General features: G+C 66.3%; 2 protein-coding genes and 1 pseudogene. 1 reads left to right on the plus strand and 2 read right to left on the minus strand.

The window, feature by feature from the left end:
- On the minus strand, window positions 1-423 hold a 423-nt coding region (locus MOV75_RS37485), incomplete at its 3' end, for a hypothetical protein (RefSeq protein WP_247007924.1).
- A gap of 157 nt (window positions 424-580) precedes the next feature.
- Window positions 581-1,255: an HAD family hydrolase gene (locus tag MOV75_RS37490; RefSeq protein WP_246932149.1), complete on the minus strand. Its 675-nt coding sequence runs from the start codon at window positions 1,253-1,255 to the stop codon at window positions 581-583.
- A 156-nt stretch (window positions 1,256-1,411) separates the two neighbouring features.
- On the opposite strand from MOV75_RS37490, the pseudogene MOV75_RS37495 reads away from it, so the two are divergent.
- Window positions 1,412-1,563 (plus strand): annotated as a pseudogene (locus MOV75_RS37495) (ribose 5-phosphate isomerase A); the annotation flags it as partial.

Raw genomic sequence — 1,563 nt, forward strand, 5'->3', positions numbered from 1 at the left:
AGGCGCGGCCGCAGCCGGTTTGGGCTTCCTGGGCCGGTGCGGCTTGCGAACCGGTTTTGGCGGGGTGGCCGGCTGCAGCTCCGCAAACACCGGATTCGGGTCGGTGGTCACCGAGGCGGGTGTGGTGAAATCCCCGGGATTCTTGATCACATTCACCGGGACGCTCGCAGGCTGGAACTTGGGCAGCGCGAAAGCGACCGTGAAAGGGGTGTCAGGAGCGGGAACCGAGACGGAGCAGGGGGTCTTGCAGCCCTGACCGAGCGAGGTCGTGGCGTCGGCACCCGGGGGATTGGATTCGAGCCGGACCTGGACGGTCGGCGGGGCTGATTTGAACATGTCCCAGGACATCGAGGAGCAGCCGCCAAGACTTGCCGCTCCCAACAGACCCGCTCCCGCTAACGCAACCGCGATGCCACGACGCATGACCCATCCACTTCAACTGCGACGAACCGCCACATAACCCCGCGCGGACCTTAGGGGCGTCGTTTGGGGCAGGCAACCGGCGCCCGGGGCATAGTTAATGAATGGTTAATGCGCGAGCTTGCGGAATAACGAAGCAATTCCAGTGGCTTGATAGGCACTATGCGGTCATCAGGCTGCTGGCGGCGGCCGGCAGGTCGCGCATGTGATGGATCAGCCGGTCCGGCTTCAGCTCGGCAATCGGCACGTCCGTGTAGCCGAAGCTGACCCCAATCACGGGTACCCCGGCCCGCCGGGCCACTCCGACATCGGTTCCGGCGTCGCCGACCATGATGCTGGCTTTGACCGCGCCGCCGGCGCGCGCCACGGTCTCGCGAAAGATGGTCGGATCGGGCTTCTGGACACCAAACGTGTCCGCGCCGCAGATCGCGGCAAAGCGGCGGCTGAGGTCGAGCTGGTCCAGCAGGCGCTTGGAGAGCCATTCCAGCTTGTTGGTGCACACCGCGAGGCGGTGGCCCTGGGCCGCAAAATGGTCGAGGGCGGCCTCGAGCCCCTCGAAGGGGCGGGATTCGACCGCGATGTGATCGGCATAATAGCCGATGAAATCCGCCGTCATCCGGTCCATGTCGGCGGGGGTGACGGTGCGGCCCTCCGCTTCCAACCCCCGTTCGATCAGCTTGCGGGCGCCGGCCCCGATCATGTTGCGGGCCGAGGCCATCGGCACGGGCGGCAGCCCTTCGCGGTCGAGCACGTAGTTCAGGGCGGTGATCAGGTCGGGCGCCGTATCCACAAGCGTGCCGTCGAGATCGAAGACGATGGTGTGAGGGGAGGTCATGGTCCAAGCGCTACCGGCCCGGTCGTGTCCACGCAAGGGGCGGGCCCATAAGATCACCTTATAGGCCTGTTCCCGCGAGAAAAACGAGGCTACATAGGCCGCCGAAAGTGGCCACGATCGGCGGCACATCTTCCGGATTCAGAGGCGGGCGCACAGGTGAACATGGACCAGTTGAAGCGGCAGGCCGCGGCGCGCGCGCTCGATGAGGTGCGGGACGGCATGCAGCTCGGGCTCGGCACCGGCTCTACCGCCAAACATTTCGTCGAGCTGCTCGGCGAGCGCTGCGCCGCCGGGCTCAAGGTGATCGG

This window comes from Bradyrhizobium sp. PRIMUS42 (assembly GCF_023006515.1).
Lineage (GTDB): Bacteria > Pseudomonadota > Alphaproteobacteria > Rhizobiales > Xanthobacteraceae > Bradyrhizobium.